At 72.7% G+C, this 21,733-nt stretch carries 21 protein-coding genes and 1 tRNA gene; 12 read left to right on the plus strand and 10 right to left on the minus strand.

The window, feature by feature from the left end:
• Nucleotides 1–37 precede the first annotated feature (37 nt).
• Together ACH4NX_RS16410 and ACH4NX_RS16415 are read left to right on the plus strand one after the other, a co-directional pair.
• Nucleotides 38–922 (plus strand): helix-turn-helix transcriptional regulator, encoded by an 885-nt coding sequence (locus ACH4NX_RS16410; RefSeq protein ID WP_351389098.1) that lies wholly within the window; start codon nucleotides 38–40, stop codon nucleotides 920–922.
• A gap of 183 nt (nucleotides 923–1,105) precedes the next feature.
• Nucleotides 1,106–1,297 carry a DUF397 domain-containing protein gene (locus ACH4NX_RS16415; protein ID WP_279565538.1) on the plus strand — a complete coding sequence of 64 codons (192 nt, stop codon included), beginning with the start codon at nucleotides 1,106–1,108 and terminating at the stop codon, nucleotides 1,295–1,297.
• A 104-nt stretch (nucleotides 1,298–1,401) separates the two neighbouring features.
• Here ACH4NX_RS16415 and ACH4NX_RS16420 read toward each other — a convergent pair whose 3' ends face one another.
• From ACH4NX_RS16420 to ACH4NX_RS16430, 3 genes are all read right to left on the minus strand, one after another.
• Nucleotides 1,402–2,262 (minus strand): MerR family transcriptional regulator, encoded by an 861-nt coding sequence (locus ACH4NX_RS16420; RefSeq protein WP_351389094.1) that lies wholly within the window; start codon nucleotides 2,260–2,262, stop codon nucleotides 1,402–1,404.
• A gap of 102 nt (nucleotides 2,263–2,364) precedes the next feature.
• The gene (locus tag ACH4NX_RS16425) at nucleotides 2,365–2,886 is read right to left on the minus strand and encodes a glutathione peroxidase (protein ID WP_398127586.1); all 522 of its coding nucleotides are present in this window, start codon (nucleotides 2,884–2,886) and stop codon (nucleotides 2,365–2,367) included.
• A gap of 242 nt (nucleotides 2,887–3,128) precedes the next feature.
• Complete coding sequence (locus ACH4NX_RS16430; RefSeq protein ID WP_398127587.1) at nucleotides 3,129–4,103, minus strand: ArsR family transcriptional regulator; 975 nt, start codon at nucleotides 4,101–4,103, stop codon at nucleotides 3,129–3,131.
• A 93-nt stretch (nucleotides 4,104–4,196) separates the two neighbouring features.
• Between ACH4NX_RS16430 and ACH4NX_RS16435 the strand changes: the two genes are divergently transcribed.
• Both ACH4NX_RS16435 and ACH4NX_RS16440 read left to right on the plus strand, forming a co-directional pair.
• Nucleotides 4,197–5,435 (plus strand): MFS transporter, encoded by a 1,239-nt coding sequence (locus ACH4NX_RS16435; RefSeq protein WP_351389085.1) that lies wholly within the window; start codon nucleotides 4,197–4,199, stop codon nucleotides 5,433–5,435.
• Between the two features lie 114 nt (nucleotides 5,436–5,549).
• Nucleotides 5,550–6,662, plus strand: coding sequence for a PP2C family protein-serine/threonine phosphatase (locus ACH4NX_RS16440; protein WP_351389082.1), 1,113 nt, complete (start codon nucleotides 5,550–5,552; stop codon nucleotides 6,660–6,662).
• Nucleotides 6,663–6,810: 148 nt separating this feature from the next.
• Here the strand turns inward: ACH4NX_RS16440 and sigJ are convergent, their stop codons facing one another.
• A complete protein-coding gene (sigJ, locus tag ACH4NX_RS16445; RefSeq protein WP_351389080.1) occupies nucleotides 6,811–7,752 on the minus strand; it encodes an RNA polymerase sigma factor SigJ in 942 nt (313 codons plus the stop codon).
• Nucleotides 7,753–7,979: 227 nt separating this feature from the next.
• Between sigJ and ACH4NX_RS16450 the strand changes: the two genes are divergently transcribed.
• Entirely contained in the window at nucleotides 7,980–8,456 is a 477-nt protein-coding gene (locus tag ACH4NX_RS16450; RefSeq protein WP_351389077.1) for a carboxymuconolactone decarboxylase family protein, read from the plus strand.
• 4 nt (nucleotides 8,457–8,460) lie between these two features.
• On the opposite strand, the gene ACH4NX_RS16455 is transcribed toward ACH4NX_RS16450, so the two are convergent.
• Nucleotides 8,461–8,640, minus strand: a complete 180-nt coding sequence (locus ACH4NX_RS16455) for a hypothetical protein (RefSeq protein WP_398127588.1) — start codon at nucleotides 8,638–8,640, stop codon at nucleotides 8,461–8,463.
• A 2-nt stretch (nucleotides 8,641–8,642) separates the two neighbouring features.
• On the opposite strand from ACH4NX_RS16455, the gene ACH4NX_RS16460 reads away from it, so the two are divergent.
• The 3 genes from ACH4NX_RS16460 to ACH4NX_RS16470 all read left to right on the plus strand — a co-directional run bounded on the left by ACH4NX_RS16460 (nucleotide 8,643) and on the right by ACH4NX_RS16470 (nucleotide 12,933).
• Nucleotides 8,643–9,191, plus strand: a complete 549-nt coding sequence (locus ACH4NX_RS16460; RefSeq protein WP_351389074.1) for a YceI family protein — start codon at nucleotides 8,643–8,645, stop codon at nucleotides 9,189–9,191.
• 343 nt (nucleotides 9,192–9,534) lie between these two features.
• Nucleotides 9,535–10,383 carry an ABC transporter ATP-binding protein gene (locus ACH4NX_RS16465; RefSeq protein WP_398127589.1) on the plus strand — a complete coding sequence of 283 codons (849 nt, stop codon included), beginning with the start codon at nucleotides 9,535–9,537 and terminating at the stop codon, nucleotides 10,381–10,383.
• A gap of 3 nt (nucleotides 10,384–10,386) precedes the next feature.
• Nucleotides 10,387–12,933, plus strand: a complete 2,547-nt coding sequence (locus ACH4NX_RS16470) for an FtsX-like permease family protein (protein ID WP_398127590.1) — start codon at nucleotides 10,387–10,389, stop codon at nucleotides 12,931–12,933.
• A 186-nt stretch (nucleotides 12,934–13,119) separates the two neighbouring features.
• On the opposite strand, the gene ACH4NX_RS16475 is transcribed toward ACH4NX_RS16470, so the two are convergent.
• Both ACH4NX_RS16475 and ACH4NX_RS16480 read right to left on the minus strand, forming a co-directional pair.
• Complete coding sequence (locus tag ACH4NX_RS16475) at nucleotides 13,120–13,479, minus strand: hypothetical protein (protein WP_351389065.1); 360 nt, start codon at nucleotides 13,477–13,479, stop codon at nucleotides 13,120–13,122.
• Nucleotides 13,480–13,813: 334 nt separating this feature from the next.
• Nucleotides 13,814–14,896: a Gfo/Idh/MocA family protein gene (locus tag ACH4NX_RS16480; RefSeq protein ID WP_398127591.1), complete on the minus strand. Its 1,083-nt coding sequence runs from the start codon at nucleotides 14,894–14,896 to the stop codon at nucleotides 13,814–13,816.
• 264 nt (nucleotides 14,897–15,160) lie between these two features.
• Between ACH4NX_RS16480 and ACH4NX_RS16485 the strand changes: the two genes are divergently transcribed.
• Complete coding sequence (locus ACH4NX_RS16485; RefSeq protein WP_398127592.1) at nucleotides 15,161–16,021, plus strand: alpha/beta fold hydrolase; 861 nt, start codon at nucleotides 15,161–15,163, stop codon at nucleotides 16,019–16,021.
• Between the two features lie 384 nt (nucleotides 16,022–16,405).
• Here ACH4NX_RS16485 and ACH4NX_RS16490 read toward each other — a convergent pair whose 3' ends face one another.
• Nucleotides 16,406–17,773 carry an MFS transporter gene (locus tag ACH4NX_RS16490; protein ID WP_398127593.1) on the minus strand — a complete coding sequence of 456 codons (1,368 nt, stop codon included), beginning with the start codon at nucleotides 17,771–17,773 and terminating at the stop codon, nucleotides 16,406–16,408.
• Between the two features lie 72 nt (nucleotides 17,774–17,845).
• On the opposite strand from ACH4NX_RS16490, the gene ACH4NX_RS16495 reads away from it, so the two are divergent.
• The 3 genes from ACH4NX_RS16495 to ACH4NX_RS16505 all read left to right on the plus strand — a co-directional run bounded on the left by ACH4NX_RS16495 (nucleotide 17,846) and on the right by ACH4NX_RS16505 (nucleotide 19,634).
• Nucleotides 17,846–18,718: a LysR family transcriptional regulator gene (locus ACH4NX_RS16495; protein WP_351389053.1), complete on the plus strand. Its 873-nt coding sequence runs from the start codon at nucleotides 17,846–17,848 to the stop codon at nucleotides 18,716–18,718.
• A gap of 465 nt (nucleotides 18,719–19,183) precedes the next feature.
• Nucleotides 19,184–19,384 (plus strand): hypothetical protein, encoded by a 201-nt coding sequence (locus ACH4NX_RS16500; protein WP_398127594.1) that lies wholly within the window; start codon nucleotides 19,184–19,186, stop codon nucleotides 19,382–19,384.
• Nucleotide 19,385: 1 nt separating this feature from the next.
• Entirely contained in the window at nucleotides 19,386–19,634 is a 249-nt protein-coding gene (locus ACH4NX_RS16505) for a hypothetical protein (RefSeq protein ID WP_351389048.1), read from the plus strand.
• A gap of 119 nt (nucleotides 19,635–19,753) precedes the next feature.
• On the opposite strand, the gene ACH4NX_RS16510 is transcribed toward ACH4NX_RS16505, so the two are convergent.
• Together ACH4NX_RS16510 and ACH4NX_RS16515 are read right to left on the minus strand one after the other, a co-directional pair.
• Nucleotides 19,754–19,826, minus strand: a tRNA-Arg gene (locus ACH4NX_RS16510).
• A 44-nt stretch (nucleotides 19,827–19,870) separates the two neighbouring features.
• Complete coding sequence (locus tag ACH4NX_RS16515; RefSeq protein WP_398127595.1) at nucleotides 19,871–21,652, minus strand: IclR family transcriptional regulator C-terminal domain-containing protein; 1,782 nt, start codon at nucleotides 21,650–21,652, stop codon at nucleotides 19,871–19,873.
• Between the last annotated feature and the right edge of the window lie 81 nt (nucleotides 21,653–21,733).

Raw genomic sequence — 21,733 nt, forward strand, 5'->3', positions numbered from 1 at the left:
GGCAAGCATGAGTCACGCAGCCGGAGGTGCACGTCCCGTGGCGTCCAATGTCAATCCCACCGTCAGGCGGCGCCGGCTGGGCCAGGAGCTGCGCCGGCTCCGTGAGCTCAAGGGCATGACGGCCGAGGAGGTGGCCGAGCGGCTGCTGGTCTCGCAGTCGAAGATCAGCCGCCTGGAGAACGGCCGGCGCAGCATCAGCCAGCGTGACGTCCGCGACCTGTGCGGGGTGTACGAGGTCGAGGACCAGCGGATCGTCGACTCCCTCATGCAGATGGCGAAGGACTCGCGCCAGCAGGGCTGGTGGCACGCGTTCGGGGACATCCCGTACAGCGTCTACATCGGTCTGGAGACCGACGCGGAGTCGCTGCGGACGTACGAACCCCAGATCATCACCGGCCTGTTGCAGACCCGGCCGTACGCGGAGGCGCTCATCCAGGGCGCCCTGCCCGAGACGTCGGTCGCCGACATCGAGAAGCGGGTCCAGGTCCGCATACGCCGTCAGGAGCGCATCTCCGCCGACACCAACCCGCTGCGGCTGTGGGTGGTCCTCGACGAGGCCTGCCTGCGCCGTACGGTGGGCAACCGGCAGGTGATGCGCGAGCAGTTGGAGCACGTCGCCGAGATGTCGCAACTGCCGCACATCACCGTGCAGGTGCTGCCGTTCGACGTCGGGGCGCACCCCGGCATCAACGGTCAGTACTCGATCCTGGAGTTCGCCGACACCTCCGACTCCAGCGTCGTGTACATCGAGGGCGTGACCAGCGACCTGTACCTGGAGAAGGCGCAGGACGTGCAGAAGTACACGGTGATGTACGAGCATCTGCGGGCCCAGGCACTGAACGTGGAGCAGTCGCGGCAGCGCATCGAGGACGTCGCGAAGGAGTACGCGCGCGCCGACGGCGGCGGGATGCTACACCCCTGACAGGAGTCCCGGAAGAGCCATCTGAATATGCCACCTGGTCGGGTGAACGGCTGCTCCGATCGGTGAGGCCAGCGAGTAGCGTCGATCACGCCAACGATCACACGACATTGGCGTAAACCGTGCCGCGGCCCAGCGGGCGCGCGGCACGGCGTCAGTACTCAGCAACTCGCCATCGGAGCAGACATGGCAATTCTTCAGGGCGCCCAGGCATCGTGGACCAAGTCCTCCTACTCCGGAGGAAACGGTGCGTGCGTCGAGGTCAAGTCACCGGTCGTGGCGGCACTCGCCGTCCGCGACTCCAAGGTCACCGAAGGACCGGTCCTGGCGTTCCCCGCCGACGCGTGGAACGCCTTCGTGACCTCGGTCAAGGAGTAACGGCTCCACGCGGCGCCGGCCCGGCACCGCCGACGGAGCCCTCTCGACCAGCTCGCCGACCTTGCCGAGAGGGCTCTGTTCAGTCCGGGGCCGTCGTCCCCGCCTCAGCTCACGGGGAAGGCGATGTCACACACCGGGTCCTCGGGGCCCGACGCCTCCCAGTCGGCGAAGTACACCTCACGGCACGGCCCCGCCACCGTCAGCCCCTGAGCGGCGACCCACTCCTCCACCGCCTCGAAGGCGGCCAGGATCTGCGGATGGGCCACCTGCGCCTTGGTGATCCGGGTACGGGCCAGCCGCCGGGCCGGCTCCACCCGCACCCGCGGCCGCCGGGCCCGCCCCCGCTCCTCGCACCACGCCCGGGCCGCCGCCTCGTCGGCGACCGGGACGCACGACTCCGCCGGGCCGTCGCTCTCCATCGACACCTCGGCGTGGTACACGACGAACGGCGCCGCCGTCACACCCCCGCACTCCCCGGCCGCCTCCTCCAACCGTCCCAGCGAGGCGACGATCCACGCGGGCAGCTCGTCCGCCAGCGTGTGCCGCATCTCGCTGATCACCACCTGCGCGGGCACGTCCACCGTCTCGACCACGAATTCTCCGTACACCTCGGAGCTCCTCCCCGAAAGACGTCCACGGAGGTAGCCGGCGAGCGTCCGCTGCCCGGCGACCCGGGCCTCCACTCCCGCCCAGTAGGCGTCGAGCAGCGCGGCGGCCCCGGGCCCGTCCGCGTGGACCACCTCCGCGACCTTCGCGAGCGGCATGTCCAGCTGGCGCAGCAGGGCCACGAGCCGGGCGCGTTCGGTCTGGCCGGTGCGGTAGTAGCGGTAGCCGGTGGCCTCGTCCACATGGTCGGGCACCAGCAGGCCCATACGGTCGTACAGCCTGAGGGCCTTGGCCGACAGCCGGGCCCGCGCGGCGAACGCACCGATGGTCAGCGACTCGTCGTCGCGTGCATCGTCCACGTCGTCATCCTCCGTCACCGGGCGGCCTGTTCCGCCCGGCGACGACGACGCTCGGGCCTGCCCCAGGGGCAAGGTCAACCAAGCGGGCCGGGGCCGGCGTGATCAACCCGCCAGTCGCTCCTCCACGGCCGCCACGACCTCGGCCGACTCCGGCTCGGTCTGCGGCGAGAACCGGGCGGCGACCTTGCCGTCCCGCCCGATCAGGAACTTCTCGAAGTTCCAGCGGATGTCCCCGCTGTGCCCCTCGGCGTCGGCGAAGCCGGTCAGCCGGTCGTACAGCGGGTGTCGGCCCTCCCCGTTGACCTCCGCCTTCTCGGTCATCGGGAAGGTGACGCCGTACGTCGCCGAGCAGAACTCGGCGATCTCGTCGGCGTTGCCCGGCTCCTGGCCCATGAACTGGTTGCAGGGCACGCCGAGCACGGTGAAGCCCTGCTCCGCGTACCGCTCGTGCAGCCGCTCCAGACCGGCGTACTGCGGGGTGAGCCCGCACTTGGAGGCCACGTTGACCACCAGGACGACCCGGCCCGCGTACTGGGCCAGGTCGGCGGCCCCGCCCTGGAGGGCGCCGATCTCGACGTCGAGGGGGAGGCTGTCGTTGCGCTGCGCGTTCTCTGAGGTCGTCATGCCCGGATGCTAGCCCCGAGCCCTGCCCCGGCGACGACACCTTGCCCCACCGACGACACCTTGCCCCGGCCGCGCCCCGCCTTGCCCCGGCCGCGCCCCGCCTCCCCGCCCACCCGCCGCACCGCGCCTTGCTCGCCGGTCACCTAGCCCCCGTTCGGTCACCCCGCACCGCTCGTGGCATGTCCCGCCCGGTAGACGCCCCGACGCCGTGACGCCCCCGGCAGGCTCACGCCCCGACACGGTCACGCCCCCCGCGCGCCCGCCTCGACGAGCACCTCCCCGGCCGCGGTCCGCGAGTACAGCACCGACCGGCCCGCTCGCCGCCGCTCCACCAGCCCCGCGTCCAGCAGCACCCGCAGGTGCCGCCCGACCGACCCGAGGCCCTGCCCGGTCACGCCGACCAACTGGCTGGTGCTCATGGGATCGCCGAGCAGGACCAGCACGCCCGCCCGGGCCGGCCCGAGCAGCGCCCCCAAAGCCGCGGGCACGCTCCGGGCACCGTCGTCCGCCAGGACACCGGCGCACGGATAGACGACCGCGTACCGCTCGGCGTCCTCCCACGACACCCAGCCGTGCCGCTGCGGGGTGATCGGTACGAGGACCAGCTCGGCCCCGGAGAGCTCGCGCGGCGGATACGCGTTCAGGTTGATCTGGAGCCGGCTGTCGCCGAGCCAGCGTGTGCCCGGTCGCAGGGCGTCCAGTACGGCCGCCCAGCCTCCCCGGCTCACCTGCGCGATCCGCGCGACGACATCGGCCTCCAGGATCCGGCGGCGCCGGTCCCAGTCCGGCCGTACGGCCTCGGCCCAGACGTACTCCAGCAGCGCGGCGGCGCGTTCGTGCAGGTCGTCGCGGTCCAGCGCGGCGGGGAGCGGGCGGCCGGCGAGGGAGACGCGCAGATCCGCGCGGGCCTCACCGGGGCGGACCGCCCGGATCCGCGCGACGCCCTCCTCGAAGGTCTCGCCCTCGCGCGGGGTGGGCGTGAGGAAGTCGGCGATCCACTCCCGGCCGACGCCCGAGCGGACGAGCAGCGCGGTCACCGGGTCGCCCGCCAGCCGGCGCCGGTAGGCGGGCAGGTGGGTGTCCAGCCAGGCCCGTTCGCCCGGGTGCCCGGCCACCTCGGCGTGCAGCAGCTTCAGGCAGGCGAAGGTCTCGGCGAGCGGTGAGAGGACGAAGCGGCTGCGGGCCAGCGTGTCGGCGCTGATCTGCCACCAGCCCATACCGCCCAGCCCTCCCTCGGTGCCCGCGCCCCCGCCTTTCGCGTGCGCGCGAAACAATAACGGCCGGCCCCCGGCCCGCCCCAGACTCCCCGCATGCCAGACACCAGCCGCAGGAGCTACGCGGACCTCTTCCGCACCCCGGAGTTCAGCCCTCTCTTCCTCTCCACCTCGGCAGGCATCGCCGCCCAGACGGTGAGCGGCCTGGCGCTCGGCACCCTGGTGTTCCGGGCGACGAACTCGCCGCTGCTGTCCGCGGTGAGCATGTTCGGCCCGGCGCTGGCACAGGTGCTGGGCGCCACGTTGTTCCTGTCCGGCGCCGACCGACTGGCTCCGCGCGCGACGCTGGCGGGCCTCTCGCTCGCGTTCGCCGCCGCCACCGCGGCCCTCGCGCTGCCCGGCCTGCCCCTCTGGGCGATGTTCGCCATCGTCCTCGTCGAGGGCCTGATCGCCTCGCTCGGCGGCGGAGTGCGCTGGGGCCTGCTGAACGAGATCCTCGCCGAGACCGGCAACAGCGACTACCTGACCGGGCGTTCGCTCTTCAACATGATGAGCGGCACCATGCAGATCACCGGATACGCGGCCGGCGGCGCCCTGCTGACCCTGTTCTCGCCCCGCTTGTGCCTGCTGCTCGCGGCCGGCCTCTACGGCACCGCGGCCTGCCTCGCGCTCCGGCTGACCCGCCGCCCGCCGCGCGCCTTTGGCCGCCCCTCCGTGGCCGTCACCCGGCGCACCAACGCCCTGCTGTGGTCCTCCGCACCGCGCCGGTACGTCTATCTCGCCCTGTGGGTCCCGGGCGGCCTCGTCGTCGGCTGCGAGTCGCTGTACGTCTCCTACGACCCGGGCGCCGCGGGCACGCTGTTCGCCTGCGCCGCGCTGGGCATGCTGGCCGGGGACGTGGCGGTCGGGCGCCTGCTGCCGGCCCGGCTGCGCCCGCGCCTGGGCATCCCGCTGCTGGTGCTGCTGGCAGCGCCGTACCTCGTGCTCTTCCTGCGCCCACCGCTGCCGCTGACGGCCGTGCTGGTCGCCCTGGCCTCCGTCGGCTTCGGCGCGAGCCTGGTGCAGCAGGAGCGCCTGGTCGCCCTGACCCCCGGCGAGCTCACCGGACACGCCCTCGGCCTGCACTCCGCCGGGATGCTCACGACACAGGGCCTCGCCGCGGTCCTGGCGGGCACGGTCGCCCAGTTCAGCTCGCCGGCGACGGCGATGACCGCGATGGCGGCCGGCTCACTCGCGGTGACGCTCACGCTGACCGTGGCGAGCCGGCGGAACGCGGCCGACGGCGGCCTGTGGGCCGCCCGCCCCGAGCCGGGTACTCGGCCTCGATTGGGTTAAGGACCGCCCGGCCACTCCTGCGCCAGCAAACCGTTGCATAGTCTAAGAGACTGGTGAGGGGCGCCTGAGAACAGGGAGAAGGCGACTCTTGAGCGCTGCGACACCGGAGTAGTCATGACCGTGAAGAAGCCGCCGTCCAGTTCCGCGATGCTGTCCTGGATGCCCGTGGCGGCCATGACGGTGGTCGCCTTCGTGGACGTCACGGCCGGACCGGACGTGGGTCTTCTGCCCCTGGTGTCGCTGGGTCCCGCGTTCGCCGGCCTGGTCGGCGGCTGGCGGCGTACGGCGGTGATCGGGCTGGTCGCGCTGCTGCTCTGCGTGGGCCTCGGCCTCTACAACGGGCTCTTCGACCGCCCCCGCGGCTTCACCGCCATGGCGTCGGTGGCCGGGGTGACCGGCGTGGGGATCGCGGCGGCCGTGATGCGTTCGCGCCGGGAGGCGGAGCTGGCCAACGTGCGGTCGATCGCGGAGGCGGCCCAGCGGGTGCTGCTGCGTCCGGTGCCGCTGACCGCGGGCCCGCTGCACGCGGCCGTCTCGTACACCTCGGCGCTCGCCGAGGCCCGGATCGGCGGCGACCTGTACGAGGTGGTGGCCTCCCCGCACGGCGTCCGGGTGATCGTGGGCGACGTGCAGGGCAAGGGCCTGGCGGCGGTGGAGACCGCGGCCAGGGTCCTCGGCGCCTTCCGGGAGGCGGCGTACGACGAGAAGGACCTGGTCAAGCTCGGCGAGCGGCTCGAACGCAGCGTCGCCCGCGAGCTGGAGGACGAGAAGTTCGTGACCGCGATCCTCGCCGAGATCGGCTACGACCACCAGGTCGTCCTCCTCAACTACGGCCACCCGGCCCCGATGGTCGTCCACCCGGACGGCACCGCCGACTTCCCGGAGCCGCCCGCCTACGCCCTGCCGCTGGGCCTGGCCGCGCACGGCGGCCCCGGACCGGAGCCGTTCCCGGTGCCCTTCACCCCCGGTGACCAGATACTTCTCTACACCGACGGGGTCACGGAGGCCCGGGACGAGGAGGGCGGCTTCTACCCGCTCGCCGAACGCGCCCACCTCCTGAAGGAGCCCGACGTCCACCGCGCCCTGGACGCGCTCCGAGAGGACCTGGTGCGGCACGCGGCGGGCCCGCACCACGACGACGCGGCGATGCTGCTGCTGCGCTACCAGGGGCACGACGGCGGGCGCGACGGCGGGCGGCCCGCTCACGCCACCGGCCCGGCGGCGTGAGCGGGCCGCGAGGACCCGCTCCGCTCAGGCGCCGGCGACGTCACCACGGGCGCCGGGCCGTTTCTGACGAGGCGGGTACCGGCCGACGCCCCCCGAGCCAGGTACGGCGGGTCGCCCGCCCAGCGCCGGCCGGGCGTACGGACGGTTCTTAGCGGAGCGGCCTGGTCCAGGGCCGGAGCTTCTCCGGGTTCCGCACTCCCCAGATGTGCGTGATCCGGTCACCGGCGACGTCCAGCGACATCACCGCCACGGTGGCGTCCTCCAGTCGCAGCACCAGCCCGGGCTGACCGTTGACCGTACGCTCCAGGAGCGTCAGGCCGGGCGCCCTCCCGGCGAGATCGACGAGGTAGCGCGCGACCTGCTCGCCGCCTTCGACCGGGCGCAGCGCCGCCTGGACGAGCCCACCGCCGTCGCTGACCGCCGAGACCCCGGGGTCGAGGAGGCCGATGAGGGCGTCGATGTCCTTGGCGTCCCACGCCTGCTTGAAGTCCCGTACGACGCGGGCACGCTGGGAGGCCGGAGTCGCCGGCGCCCGTGACGCGCGGATGCGGCGGCGGGCCGAGGTGGCCAGCTGGCGGCATGCCGCCGGCGTACGGCCGACGATCTCCGCCACTTCGGCGAAGGAGTAGCGGAACACGTCGTGGAGGACGAAGGAGACGCGTTCGGCGGGGGTCATCGACTCGAGCACGACGAGGAAGGCCATGCCGACCGACTCGTCGAGGGTGACGCGGTCGGCCGGGTCGGCCGTCCTGCCGCCCGGACGTCCGTCGGCCCACTCCGAGGCATCGGGCAGCGGCTCCGGGATCCATTCGCCCACGTAGCGCTCGCGCCGGGCCCGTGCCGAGCCGAGCTGGTCGAGGCAGATACGGCTCGCGACCTTCGTCAGCCAGCCGCCCGGGGCCTCGACGGCCTCCCGCTGCTGAGGGGACATGGCGTACCAGCGGGTGTACGTCTCCTGTACGACGTCCTCGGCGTCGGCCAGGGAGCCGAGCAGCCGGTACGCGAGATTGATCAGCTGACGCCGCTCGCTCGTGATCGCGCCCAGGCCCGGATCGAACGGGCCGTCTCCTGGCTCGGACTGGGTCTTCATGGTCTCGCCGCTCCCTTGGCCTCGTCCGTCGTCACCAGTACGACGAGACAGCCCCCCGAAGTGTGAGGCGGGCGCCGTCGCCTCACATTCCGCGGGGCTGCGTCGTCGTACTGCCGGGACCGCACGATCACGAACCCGTCCACCCCGGCTCCCGGGGGCTCCCGGGCTCTCTCCCCCCGCGTTGTCCCCGCCCGGGGGAAACGGCCACGCAGGAAAAGGAGATCACCATGAACACCGCCCGTGTCGACTTCTTCGCCCACCCGGGCTCCGCCACGTTCCTGAAGCACATCGTCTCGGCGGGCAAGGCGCTCGCGGACTCGTCGCTGCCGCCCGCGACGCGGGAACTGGTGCTGCTCAGGGTCAGTCAGATCAACGGATGCGGCTTCTGCGTCGACATGCACACCAAGGACGCCGTACACGCCGGGGAGACGCCGCAGCGCGTCAACCTGGTCGCCGTATGGCGGGAGGCCACGGTGTTCACCGACGCCGAGCGCGCCGCCCTGGAGCTGGCGGAGCAGGGCACCCGCATCGCCGACGCGGCCGGCGGTGTCCCCGACGAGGTCTGGGCGAACGCGGCCAAGCACTACGACGAGGACCAGCTCGCCGCCCTGGTGTCGATCGTCGCCCTCATCAACGCGCTGAACCGTCTCAACGTCATGGCCCAGCGGCCCGCGGGCGACTACCGGCCCGGCCAGTTCGGGTGACCGGTCACCCCGCAGGGCCACGCCACCGAAGATCCGCGAGATCCGCGAGATCCGCGAGATTCGCGAGATCCGCGAGATTCGCGAGATTCGCGAGATTCGCGAGATTCGCGAGATCCGCGAGATTCGCGAGATCCGCGAGATTCGCGAGATTCGCGAGATCCGCGTCGGAGACAGGAGTGACCAAGCATGTCGACCATCACCAGGCTCAGCGACCTGACCGGCGACTACGCCCTCGACACCGCCCGCACCCGTATCGGGTTCGTCGCCCGGCACAGGCCGGGCACCAGGGTGCGGGGACAGTTCGACGCGTTCGAGGGCGGTGCGCACCTGGACGGCGACGACCCGTCGAAGTCCGGCGCACGGCTCGTCATCCGGGCGGGGAGCGTCCGGACCCGCAATCCGCGGCGCGACGACCTGTTGCGCGGCAGGTTCCTGGACACCGACGGCCACCCGGTCATCACCTTCACGTCGGCCGAGGTGACGCGGGTCGACGGGACGCACTACAAGGTCACCGGTGACCTGACCGTCCGCGGTGTGTCCCACCCGGTCACCGTGGACGTCGAGCTGACCGGTGGCGGGACCGATCCGCAGGGGAGGTTCCGGGTCGGCTTCAAGGGCAGCGTCACGATCGACCGCAACGACTGGGGCGTGAACTGGAACGCCGCGACGGCCGCCCTGGTCAGCCCCAAGGTGGTGCTGGAGTTCGACGCCGACGCGATCCGGCGACAGCCCTGACCGAACCGCACCGAGGCGGACGGGGGGTACCGAACCGAGCCGAGGCGGACCGAGGCGGTCCGGGGTGGACCGAGGCGGACCGGGGTGGACCGAGGCGGACCGAGGGGGCGGGGTTCGCACCCGCGGCACCGCTCCGGGGCCACCCCGGGACGGCCTGACCGTGCGGCCGACCGGCCTTCCGGCTTCCTGTCCTGCCCGGGCGCCGGTCCCGAACCCGGCCCCGCCGTCCGGTGGTAGTGCCTGCGCTACCTCGGACCGGGTCGCAGGCGGGATGGGTTCACGCGGCCGGCGGTCCTAGCGTCGAGGTGTCCTGCCCCGCGCTCGACCCGGAAGGCGTTTCACCATGTCAGTGACCTCGGCCGACTTCGCCGTCAGCCTCGAACGCGTACGGAAGACGTACGGCGGTGACCAGCCGGTGGTGGCGTTGAACGACGTGGACCTCCGCTTCGTGCGGGGCACGGCGACCGCGGTGATGGGGCCTTCCGGCTCCGGGAAGAGCACGCTGCTGCACTGCGCGGCGGGCCTGGACCGCCCCGACGCCGGGGCGGTCCGGATCGGGTCCACCGACCTGGCGACGATGTCGGAGAAGCGGCTGACCGAACTGCGTCGCAGCCGGATCGGCTTCGTGTTCCAGGCGTTCAACCTCGTCGGCGCCCTGAACGTCGAGCAGAACATCCTGCTGCCCTCCCGGCTGTCCGGGCAGCGGCCGGATCCGGCGTGGGTCGCCGAGGTCGTCGCCCGGGTCGGGCTGGGCGAGCGGCTGCGGCACCGGCCCGCGCAGCTGTCCGGCGGTCAGCAGCAGCGGGTCGCGATCGCACGGGCGCTGGTCACCCGACCCGAGGTGATCTTCTGCGACGAGCCCACCGGCGCCCTCGACACCCGCACCGCGGCCGAAGTCCTGGCGCTGCTGCGGTCGGTGGTCGACCAGGCCGGGCAGACCGTCGTCATGGTGACCCACGACCCGGTCGCCGCCTCCTACGCGGACCGGGTCGTCGTACTCGCCGACGGGCGGATCGTGCAGGACATGCCGCAGCCCGGCGCCGAGCGGATCGCCGAACACCTCGCGCACCTCGGCAACCACCAGCCCGTCACCCACTCCGTCCCCCAGCGCACCACCCAGCCCGCCACCCAGTCCGACAACCCGTACGCCGACCCGTACGCCGCGCAGCCCGCCGTGCGCCTGGAGGGCTGAACCGTGCTCACCCTGGCCGCGCAGACGCTGCGCCACCGCAAGGGCAGCTTCGTGGCGACGTTCGTCGCCCTCGCCGCCGGTGTCGCCGTCCTCATGGCGTGCGCGATGCTCGTGGAGTCCGGTTGGCGCTACCACGGCCAGCCGCAGCGGTACGAGAAGACGGTCGCCGTCGTCGCCGACCGGGACCTGACCGTGTCCACCGAGATGTTCGGCGAGACGGAGAAGTCCGTCATCGCGCTGCCCGAACGCGGCAGCGTGCCGACCGCGCTGGCCGGCAGGCTCGCGGCGGTGCCAGGCGTGGAGCGTGCCGTCGGCGACCGCTCCCTCGCCGTCACCGCCGTGCGGGCACCGGGCCTCGCGGTCACCGGTCACGGCTGGGCGAGCGCCGCCCTCGCCCCGTACCGGACGGTCGACGGAGCCCCGCCCCGCTCCGACGGGGAGATCGCCGTCGACACCCGGCTCCTCGACGGCACCGGCCTCGCCCCCGGCGACTCCATGGAGCTCCTCACCGGCGGAGCGAGCCGTACCTACCGGATCAGCGCGGTCGTCGAGCCGGAGGGCGGCGACGCGTCGAGCGCCGACGCCGGCAGCGCGGCGCTCTTCTTCACCGACGCGCACGCCGCCCGGCTCGACCCGCGCCCGGGCCGCTTCGACGCCATCGGCATCCTCGCCGCACCCGACGCCGACCGCGACGCCGTCCTGGCCGGCATCAGGGAGGTGACCGACAAGGCGGAGGCGACGACCTACACGGGCGACGAGCGGGGCCTGGCCGAAGAGCCCGAGGCCAGGGCGGCACGGGACTTCATCCTCCAGGCAGGCGGCGCCTTCGCCGGTTACGCCGTGATGATCATCGTCGTCGCCGTCGCCGCCACCGTCGGCCTCTCCGTACGGCACCGCCGCCGCGACCTCGCGCTGCTCCGCGCCATCGCCGCGACCCCCGGCCAGGTACGCGGCATGATCCTGGGCGAGGCCGGCCTGCTGGCACTGCTGGCCGCGGTGGTCGGCGTCCCCCTCGGCCTCGTCGCCACCGGATGGATCCGCGACGAACTCGTCACCCGCGGCTTCGCACCCGACACCTTCACCGTGCGGGGCGGCCTGCTGTCCGGGGCGGCGGTCACCCTCACGGTCGCCGCGGTGGCCCTGGGGGCCGCCTGGATCGCGGCCCTGCGCACCACCCGTATCCGCCCCACCGAGGCGCTCGGCGAGGCCGTGGTCGAAACCGGCCTCGGCAGCAGGAAACGGGTCGTGACCGGTCTGGCCTTCCTCGCCGGAGGCGTCGCCCTGATCGGCCTCACCGGCGTCACCGACGGCCAGACCGCCCTCGGCGCGGCCATGGGCATGCTCTACATGTTCGTCCTGGCCGTCGCCCTGCTCGCGCCCTGGATCAACCAGGGCGCGGCCCGCTTCCTCGGACCCGTCCTGAAGGCCGTGTGGGGCAGCAGCGGCTACCTCGCCGCCGCGAACATGCGCGCCAACGCCCGGGGCATGGTCGCCGTCCTCACCGCGCTCGTGCTCTCCGTCGGCTTCGGCGGCTCCGTGTGGTTCCTCCAGGACAACCTCCAGCGTCAGACCGTCGTCCAGAGCCGTGACGGCACGCTCGCCCAGCACGCGATCGTCGGCGGCGCCGGCCTTCCCGCGTCCGCCGCCGAAGAGGCCCGCCGCATCCCCGGGGTACGGGCCGCCACGGGCGTACGGCGTACGTCGGTCGTCGTCCCGTTCGAGATGGGCGCCCAGGCCGTCGTCGCACAGGGCATCGACCCGCGGGGCGCCGAACACACCCTGGACCTGCGGGTGGAGTCGGGCAGCCTCACCGACCTGAACAAGGACACGGTCGCGGTCTCCACCGCGCAGGCGGACTCCGCCGGCTGGGAACTCGGCGACAAGGCCGAGCTGTGGCTGGGCGACGGCACCCCCGTCACCCTGGAGGTCGTCGCCCTGTACGAACGCGGCTGGGGCTTCGGTGACGTCACCCTCCACACCGCGGCCCTCGCCGGCCACACCGTCACCGGACTCGACGACCAGGTCCTCGTCCGCACCGCCCCGGACGCCGACGCCGGCACCGTCGAGGCCCTGACCGACCTCGCGGGCCGGTACCCCGCCGCCTCGGTGGCCGGCACCGACACCCTCACCGGAGAACTCGCCCAGGACCTGGCCATCAGCGGCTGGCTCAACAAGCTGCTCATCGCCGTCCTGGCCGGCTACGCGGTCCTCGCCGCCGCCAACACCCTGATCATGGCGGCTCTCGCCCGGGCCAGGGAACTGTCCCTGCTGCGCCTGGCCGGCGTCACCCGAGGCCAGGTGAAGCGCATGGTCCACGCCGAACAGGCCGGGCTGCTCGGCGTGGCGCTCGCCCTCGGCGGCGCGATCGCGGCCGTCACCCTCACCTCGGTCGTCCACGCAGTCGCCGGACAACGCATCCCGTACGTCCCGGCCGCCGGCTGGCTCACCATCGTCGGCGGCACCGTCGTCCTCGCCCTGACCGCCACGATGCTGCCCATCGGCCGCGTCCTACGCACCCCACCGGTCCAGGGCATCGGCATCCGGGAGTAACCGCCCCACCCGAGCCCGAAGCCCCGGTGCACCGGCCCCGCCCCGGGCCCGAAGCCCCGGTGCACCGGCCCCGCCCCGGGCCCGAAGCCCCGGTGCACCGGCCCCGGCACCTCACCGGCGACGGGGCCGCCCCCGCTCCCGCCCCGTCACCCTCTGCCCTGCGCCGACCCGCCCGCCGGCGGCGACTCACCGCGCGCCGCCACGGCCCCGGAAGCCGCTGCGCAGCGCGAGGGCACACCATATGACCGCCACCGCCAGTGCCGCAGCGGCCATCGCACCCAGCATCGGCGGCTCCGGCCGCCAGCCCAGTGACAGCCGGGCGCCCGTGAACGTGGGCGCGATCGCGATCACCTCCGGGCCCGCGAGCGGAACCCTGGCGGCGACAGTCCGCAGCATGGCCGCCGCCGTCAGCCCGATCGCGGCCCAGACCCACACATACGGCCACGTCTGCCCCGCGACGGCGAGCGGAACTCCGTACTCGTCGGGCCCGACACGGTACGACCCGGAGAACCAGGCCATCCCCAACCCGAGGACGGTGACGCCCACCACCCACACCACATGCCGCCACAACGGACCGGGCCGCAGGGACGTTTCCTCGTCATCGGCTCCTGAGCTGTCGTCGGCTCCCGAGCTGCCCTCGGCACGTGCACCCTCGCCGGCAGGTGAACCTCCGTCGGCAAGTGGACCGTCACCGGCGGGTGAGTCATCCCCACCGAGGGAGCCGGTGTCCGTGCTTGAGCCGCCGCCAGGGCTCGAGCAGTCGTCAGGGCTGGGCAGGCCGCTCGATTCAGTCACGCTCACGAGGACGCACCCCGCAGGCCACGGGTTCCCACCCGCATCAGGTAGCACGCCGAACGGACTCAGAACTCGGGCCGGCTCCTTAGGGAGTTCGGCTCCCAGTCATCCCCGGCTCGGCCGTCACCGCGGGCACTGGGACTGGCCGGGAACCGTGCGCCAGTGACTCCGCGCCGGCCACGCCGACCAGTGACGCGGCCACGGCGGGCCGCACCGGTACCAGTGGTGGCTCACCGTGTTCCATCGTGGCCCGGAAGGCCCGTAGTAGCAGCACGGTGCCCTCGGCTGCACGTGCCACGGGTTCCCCCGCGAGGGTGAGCGGCGGAGGGACGCGTTCCTCCTCGCGGGCGTGGCCCTCCGGTGTCGCCCATCCCTCCGTCCTGACACGGACCGACCAGGACCGTTCGCCGTCGGCTCGGACGGACTCGGCCAGCGCCCTGGTGCCGCGTACGGAGATCCAGCTCCAGTGGCTGGCGGGTTCGCCCTGGAGGAACCCGTGCCGGGTGAGCGCCAGCGCCCCGGTGGACAGCCGTACCGCCATGACGACCGCGGAGCGTGGGTCCGCCGCGTCCACCGGGAACGCCGACACCTCCACCGGCCAGGCGTCCGTGAGGGCCAGCACCGGTGAGAGGGTGTGCGTGCAGTACGCCGTCGGAGCGATGCGCCCGCGCCAATGCGCCGGATCGCCGATCAGGCCCGTGACATCGGCCGGGGACATGCCGTGCAGGTAGTCCGCCTCGATCAGGCTGATCCGGCCCAGCTCCCCGGCCTCGATCGCCTGGCGGACGAGACGGACGTGCGGATGGGCCACGCAGTTCTCGGCGAAGGAGTAGGTCGCGGACGACCGGTCCGCCGCCGCGATGAGCCTTTCGCCTTCCGTGGCGTCCACGCACGCCGCCGACTCGGACAGCACGTGCACGCCACGGTCCAGGAAAGCGATGGCCAACGGCGCGTGCTCATCGAAGTCGTTGGCCAGGACGACCCCGTCAAGACGGTGCTCCAGCAGCTCCTGCCATCGTTCCACCAGCACCGCACTGGGCAGCCGCGCCCGCGCGACGGCGCGGCGTCCGGAGTCGCGGTCACAAGCCACCACGACCTCCAGGCCCACCTTGCGGCACCAGTCCGCCAGATGCAGCCCCATCCCGAGTCCCACCACTCCTACGCGCATACAGACATCCTCTTCCGGACTCCCCTTCCCTCGCAGATGGTTTTCCCACGAAAACGCGGCACGCAGAGGGACTTACCAGTGCGTACGTCCCGGGCACCGAGGGAAGAGGAGCGAGCGGGGCCGAAGCGTTCGGTTGTTCGCGTGCGTCCGGCGACGATGATGGTGTCGTCTGCTTCCACGACGGTGTCGGCGGTGGCCTAGGTGAAGCCCCCGCCGGGGCGGCCTCTCCTGTCCCGGGCAAGGACGAGGGCTGATACTCGGCCGATGGACTCGATCTACCGAAGTACGACGGGCGAGGATCTCACCCGACGCTGGTGCCTCGACCGGCTCGACGCGTGGCCGGTGCCGCATGAACGGAGGACGGTGACCGCCAAGGGGGCACAGACCCACGTGGTCCTCGCCGGCTCCGGTGCCACGACGGTCGTGTTCGTCCCGGGCACCAACTTCAATGCCGCTGTGTCCCTGCCGCTGGCCACGGCCCTGATCACCGCCGGCTACCGAGTCCTGCTGGTGGACGTCCCGGGTCAGCCTGGCCTCAGCTCTGGTGAACGGGGTCTCTCCGGCGGCCGGTTGTCCTGGTACGGGGAGTGGCTGAGCGAGGTGCTCGAGCAGGTCTCGTCCGAGCCGGTGGCGGTGATGGGCCACTCCTTCGGCGCCGCCATAGCCCTGTCCAGCGACTCTCCCCGGATCCACCGGCTCGTCCTGGTATCACCCGGCGGACTGACCAGACTGAGTCTGACCCCTGCGGTGCTGGCTGCCTCGGTTGCCTGGTTCCTACGGCCCGCGCCCACGCACAGCGCCCGGCTCCTGCGCACCATGCTCGCGCCGGGTCATCCGCCCCGCGAGGAACTGGTGACCTGGATGACACTGGTCGCCCGGCACGCGCGCTCCAGCGGGGCGCCCGGCGCGGCCACACTGCCCGCCCGGTCGGTCCCCCGCCTGGTCGTCACGGGGGAGCACGATGTCTTCCTCCCTCCGCGGCGGCTCGCCCACGCAGTGCGCGGCACACTCGGAGCTGAGCTGGGCGTGGTCTCCGGTGCCGGCCACCTCCTGGTCGAAGAGCAACCCGAGTACCTGTCCACCTTGCTGGAGAGCCCGGGCCGGCCCGCCTCCGACGGCCAATGACGTCGCGGTCCCCGTGGGGGGTGCTGCATCCGTAACCTGATCAGTGTGGAGGGATGCCGATCACCACAGCGCCCGGCGGTGTGCCTCACACCCGCCGTCCCAGTCGCCGCATCCGCTGCGGACCGTTCGCGACAACCGGGAGTCCCCGCCCGAGGACCAGCGTCGGCACTTCGACACGGAACTCGCCGGCACGGGGGTCGAGGCGCGACCCATGATGCCCACCGCTGGGTGACGCTGAGCAACGACGGCTTCGAGGGGTTTCTGCTCTCTGCTCCCTTCGAGGGTTTGGGGTTCGGCTCCCGTTCCTGCGATGAGCTACCGGACGCCAAGTGATCTACTTGGTCGATACCGACTACAGAGGCAGTGACCGCATCCGCCGGGCCGTCAGACGGCTCGGTCGTCCTTCCGGGCGGGAGGGCTGCCAGGGCAGCCTTTGACTGCTCCCGCCGCCGCTGTGGCGCTCCCGGCCGACCCCACTGTGGTGCCGCGGTCCGGTGCTGCCGTGCGCTGGACCGCGGACCTCTCGTCCGCTCCGCTCCGGCGGGCCATGAGCAGCCCGACCGCGGCCGCGGCGATCTGGAGCATCCCGGTGGCCGCCAGCACGCGGACCGAGCCGGCCCACCCGATGACCGCGCCGCCGACCAGCAGCCCGAGGGAGGCGCCACCGGAGTGCAGGACGGTCTCGGCGGTGAACGCCGCCCGCCGCTCGCCCCCGGTCGTCTGCTCGCTGATCACGGCGTTCAGGGCGGCGATGCCCCACGGCGTCGCTGCTCCGCCGACGCCGGCCACCAGAGCGATGGCCGCCAGGTTCGGAGCGGCGACGGGCAGGGCGAGGAAGACGGTGCCGAGGACGGCCCAGGAGAGGGCCATGGTGGCGCTGCGGGGGAGCCGGTCGATCAACAGGGGCACCAGCAGCGAGACGGTGACGGAGGCGATTCCGTAGCCGCTGACACCCGCCGCGATCAGCGCACCGGGGCGGCCGGACTCGATGCTCAGGATGGCCAGTCCGAGAGTGAAGCCGAACCAGCAGACCCCGCCGACACCGGCCATGAGAACACCGGCAGCGATCTGTGGATGGCGGCGCAGGACGGCCATCGCTGAGGCGGGTCGCGTCACCACGGCCGACTCGTCCTTGCTCTGGGGACGGCCGGGCTGTGCTGCCGGAACGGCCAGGACCGCGAGGGCCGCCACGGCGAATACGCAGGTCTCGCACCACAACAGGGGCTGCGCTCCCCAGACCGTCACCAGCCAGGCCCCGAGGGGAGGCGCGAAGACCATTGAGATCCGGTGGGCGAGGTCCTGCCAAGCAAGCCACCGGGCGGCGTCCGTCGCCCGGTCATGCCTCGCCCGGGCAGTGACCGGCCGCTCCTGGACGTCGGCCAGATCGGCGACGAGTGCCCGCTGCGCCGGTCCCGAGAGCGCGCCGGCAGTGCCGGTGACCAGACCGGAGGCGCACAGCGCCGCAGCACCGACCTGCCCGGTCAGGGCAGCCACCGGTACGACAGCCAGTCCGGCGGCATGGACGGCCGTCAGGACGGACAGGGCCCGCCCGGAGGTCAGCCGGTCACGCAGCCCACGGCCCCACCAGCCCACGGTCAGCAGGGGCAGGCCCGCCATGCCGCCGACCAGCCCGGTGGTCCACGCCTGACCGGTCTCAGCCAAAGCCACCAATGGCAGAGCCACAGCGGTCATGCGGCTTCCGGTCCAGGTCAGGAAGGTGAGAGCGGTGAGCAAGAAGAGTGGTGTGCGCATGGCCCGATCCTGGGCCGGACACCGCTCGGCAGGTAGGAGCCGCTCGGCCAACGCCTCTCATACGCTGGGGGTATGACCTCACGCCTCACTGTCGAGGATCTGACCCTTACCGAGGCCGTCGCCCGGCACGGCTCGGTGGGAGCGGCCGCCAAGGAGTTGCTGACCACACAGCCTTCGGCGTCGCGTCGCCTGGCCACTCTCGAACGCCGCCTCGGTGTCCAGCTGTTCGAGCGGGACACCACCGGAGCCCGACCCACCCCCGCGGGACGCGAACTGGCTCGTCAAGCAGCCCGGCTGCTCGCTGAGATCGACGCCCTGCCCGACCAGGTCCTCGCCGCCACCAGTGCCCCGTCACTGAGCGTCGGCACCATCCAGGCCCTCGCCCCGATGGTCTTCACCGCCCTGTCCGTCGAGCTGGACGACGTCACCGTGCATCCGGAGACCGACCACGGGCCGGTATTGCTCCAGCAGGTCCACGACGGCCTGCTGGACGCCGCGATTGTCACGATTGCCGACCAGGCCACCGTTCCCCGAGGACTGCACCGGACCGTTCTGGGCGTCTCCCCGCTCGTTCTCGTCCTGCCCCACGGCACCCCGGCCTCCAGAAGAAGGACTCGCCCGCTCGCCGGCCGTCCTGTCCTCTACTCGACGTTCGACCGCACGGGGGAGACCGTTCGGCAACGACTGTCCGCCCTCGGCGCTCACCCGCTGCCCGCCCCCACGATCGAGGCGGGCCTGCGCATCGCCCGGCATCGGCGCATCTGCGCCCTGGTCCCCGAGCTGGCCGCCCGCTGGTACTCCGCGCCGGGAGACCGGATCCAGTCCTCGCCGGTGCCCGGACAAGTCACTCTCTCCCTGGTAGCCCGCCCACCGGGATCCCCGGTACCGGCCGATGCGCTGGAACGGATCACAGCCCGTGTCCTGGGAGCCCATCAGAGCGAATAGTCCGAAAGGGCGGCAGAGTTTGACGTCCGCGCCACTGGCGATGGCCAGCGAGGCTGCCGCGTGTCGCAGCTTGTGCGGGGTGACCTTTGAGATGCCCACAGCCCCGCCCGAGTGACCGCCGGCCGAAGAACCGCTGACGGAAGTTGCGTGCCCGCAGGGGTGCCGGGTTCTGAAAGTCACCCGCTCCTCCTACTACGCCTGGCGCGGGGGCGAGGCCGCCCGCCGTGCCCGGCAAGCCGCCGACGACGCGCTCGCGCACGAGATCACCGTCGTGCACATCGCCTCCCACACACACCTACGGTGTCCCGCGCATCCACGCCGGACTGCGCCGCCTGGGCCGGCGGGTGACCCGGCCGGACCTCCCCCGGGAGTGCTGGACCTGATCTCCGCGCCGGCCACGGGCTTCGCCGGTCCCGTGGCGCTGGCCCGCGAGGCCGTCGCCGCGGTCCTAACGTCGTTCAGACGATGCTGGGTCACAAGTCGGCGGCTCTGACCCTGGACACGTACGGACACCTCTTCCCGGACCGCCTGGACGAGGTGTCGAAGAAGATGCGCAAGCGGCGCTCCAAACAGTTGGGCAAGGCGAAGGTCAAGCTGGAGAAGGCGGAGCGGAAGGCCCGAGAGGCCGCAGCAGCGGTGGCTGTTCTGGAGGACGACTCCGCGTGACGTGTGTCTGATCAAGCACGAGGAGTCTGCCGTCGACGAGGCGAGTGGCCACCTTCCAGCCGAGACGTCCTCCGGCCTCCCGAGCGGCTCGTCGAAGATCCTTGAGTTCGCCCATCTCCACGAGACCCTCGCGGCCGAGGACCAGCTGACCGTAGTAGCCCTCGTACAAGGGGTCCAAGCCGACGCGCATCAACGTCTCCAGCCGGTCGACCAGCTTCTCGTACCGGCGTCGGGCCAGCTCGTCTTCTGAGGGCATTTCGCACAGCTCCCCACCTCTGCCCGCAGCCGCGTGTGTGCCATCTGTGTGCCGCGAGTACAAAGGCCCTCCCGTCCGACGGACGGAAGGGCCTCTGACCAGGTGTTTCTCTGTGCCCCCGGCAGGATTCGAACCTGCGACACCCGCTTTAGGAGAGCGGTGCTCTATCCCCTGAGCTACGAAGGCCGGTGGTGGTATGGCTTTGCCACCGCCGACAGTGTAGCGGGTGGTCAGGTCAGGGGGACCTGGCGGAAGCGGCCCGCCACTCGTAGGTCTGCCTCGATGTGGCCCGCCGTTCGCGTGAGGGCAGGCAGGATCTCCGTCAGGCAGGACCGTGTCGTCCGGCGGGCCGCGTGCATCGCCACGTTCACCGCGGCCACGACGCGGCCCGTGCGGTCGCGTACCGGGACGGCGATGGAGCGCAGACCCGGCTCCAGTTCCTCGTCGACCAGGGCGTAGCCCTGTGAGCGGACCTCCGGGAGGGAGAGGAGGACGCGGCCCAGTGAGGTCGCTCGGGCCGGGAGGCGGGTGCCGACCGTGACGCGGGCGCTCATCACGCGGCCGGTGGACGCCCGGGCCGTGTACTGGATCTCCTCGCCCGAGTCCGCCAGGACGGCCAGCGAGGCCGACTCGTGGACGTGGTCGGCGAGGGCGGTCAGGTGGGGCTGGGCGATCTGGGGGAGGGAGGTGCGGGAGAGGGGCGGGAAGCCGAGGGAGAGGACTCGGGGGGTGAGGGCGAAGGTGTGGGCGGGGGTCTGTGTCACCAGGCCCGCGTGTTGGTGGGTGATGAGGGCCCGGCGGGCTGTCGCCCGGGCCAGGCCCGTCGCCTTCGCGACCTCCGTGAGGGTCAGCGCCGGGCGGTCCTCGCCGAAGGCCGTCAGTACCGTCAGGCCGCGGGCCAGGGACTCGATGAACTCCCGGCCCAGCTCGTGTTTGGACGCGGCCGTCCAGGTGGCCAGGCCGGTGCGGGGGGCCGCCGGTTGTGGCGGTGGGGCGGCGCGCAGGTCGTTCTCCATCGACCGCACCGTCGAGCGGAGGCGGGGGAGCAGGGTCGTGCGCAGGTCCTCGGCCGTGTGGCGGCTGGTGTGGCTCACCACGCTCGCCACGCATGCCACCCGGCCGGTGCCCGGGTCCCGTACGGGTACCGAGACCGCGACCAGGCCCGGTTCGATCAGCTGGTCGTCCAGGGAGCAGTCGTCGGTCGCCGCGGTGGCCGTGCGGTGTGCGAAGTCGTGGTCCCGGGTGGGGTCGTCGCGTGCGGGGACGGCGGGGAACGTGTGGTCCTCCGGGTCCGCCGCCCGGCGGGTGTGCCAGTGGTGCCAGTCGGTCTCCGACCACTCCGTGGCGAACAGCGGGCCCGGTGCGGTGCGTTCGGCGGGGAGCAGGTCGCCGATGCGGAAGCTCAGGGACATCGCGCGACGGCGGGTGGCCTGGTGGATGAAGCGGATGCCGTCACGGTCGCCGACCGCGAGGGAGACCGACTCGTCCAGCTCGTCGGCCAGGGCGTCGGCCCGGGAGGAGAGGAGGGCGGGGAGGCGGAGGGCGGCGAGGTAGGCGTTGCCCAGTTCCATCAGGCGGGGGGCGAGGGTGACGTCGCGGCCGTCCAGGCGGACGTATCCCATGCGGGCGAGGGTCGCCGTGACGCGGTCGACTGTGGAGCGGGCCAGACCGGTGGCCTTCTCCAGGCCGCTGAGGCTGAGGGTGCCGCCGCTGTCGGCTTCGGTCAGCCCCCGCAGTACGGCGATGCCGCGCAGCAGTGGTGCGACCGCTTCGGCCGGTGTCACGTCGTGGGTCGGTGTCGCGTGGGGGTTCGGTGTCACGTCGTGGTTCGGTGTCAGTGGTCCGGCCGGTGCCGCCTTGTCGGCCGGTGTCGCCTCGGCGTTCGGTGTCGCCGTCCTGCCCGGCGTGCCCCCGCCGGCCCGCGCGTCCCGGGGCGCGGCGGTCTCCGTGCCCCGGGGCGTGGCTGCCCGCTCGTGGGCGGCGTCGTTCGTGGTGTCGGTGTTGGCGGGCATCGGCTCTCCGGTGCGGCGGTCGCGGCAGGCCTACCGTAATCCCGGTCGGGAGGGCGCGGTGACCCCGGCGGCGGCCGTCCG

Source organism: Streptomyces sp. NPDC017225, from assembly GCF_044331465.1.
In the GTDB taxonomy this organism is placed as follows: domain Bacteria; phylum Actinomycetota; class Actinomycetes; order Streptomycetales; family Streptomycetaceae; genus Streptomyces.